The organism is Shewanella sp. A22 (assembly GCF_053850585.1).
Window position 1 is genome coordinate 1 of sequence record NZ_JBSQBN010000254.1, and the last position, 911, is coordinate 911.

At 41.6% G+C, this 911-nt stretch carries 1 protein-coding gene; it reads left to right on the plus strand.

Translation table 11 applies throughout. The features are described from left to right. The coding region (locus tag ACWXWT_RS20570) for an ISAs1 family transposase (protein ID WP_456043413.1) at positions 1-520 on the plus strand (520 nt) is incomplete at its 5' end. Positions 521-911 lie beyond the last annotated feature (391 nt).

Below are 911 nucleotides of genomic sequence, written 5' to 3' on the forward strand. Positions count from 1 at the left end.
ATTACGCGAAGCGATAGTAAAAGCCTTCTCTTTCCAGCGCTCCAGCAATACGGACAAATCCACAATTGAACAGGGTCATGGGCGTACAGAGTGTCGCCAGTGCTATGTTATTGACAGTACAAACTTAATCGGTGACTTTTCAAAATGGAAAGGGTTAAAAAATATCGTTATGGTTGAAAATTGTCGCCTTGAGAAAGGAAAACCAATCGAGCTTGAGTACCGTTATTACATCAGCTCTAAGGAGCTAAGTGTCGAACAAGCAGCGATAGCCGTTCGAGAGCATTGGGGTATCGAATCAATGCACTGGGTGCTTGATGTCAGTATGAGTGAGGATACATGTCAAATCTACAACGCTCACGGGGCCGAAAATCTATCATGCCTGCGTCATATGAGTTTGAATATGTTGCGAGCTGAGCCGACCAAGATAAGCATTGTTGGAAAACAAAAGCGATGCATGATGAATCCATCGATGCTCGAAGCAGTATTAAAGGCTGGATTTAGTAGGTCGGTTAAAGATTGAGCACTCATGCGGTAGCCCTGCCATATTGACTTAGCTTTCTCTAACCCGCACAAAACGCAAACACTTACCTGATAACTAACAAGTCTCAGCCATGATCTGCTCAAACAGAACGATAGTTAAGGTAAGGCATTTATTTGGCGAAATATTCATGGCAAAAACAAAGTCCAGCACCAATTTGGATACAGTCTATTGGCATTGTTCAAAAACAATAGCACTTCAGCTCTTATTAATTGAAAATGGTCTACAGGTTTTATTTGCCCTGAGTGTGTTCTGGTCAACTCCAACCGGACACTTTTCTAAAAGATATTTCAAAATCTATCGGTGACTGATCAGCATTTGCCGAGTGCAGTCGCTCTAGATTGTAATATTTCATATATTTAGCTACATCATC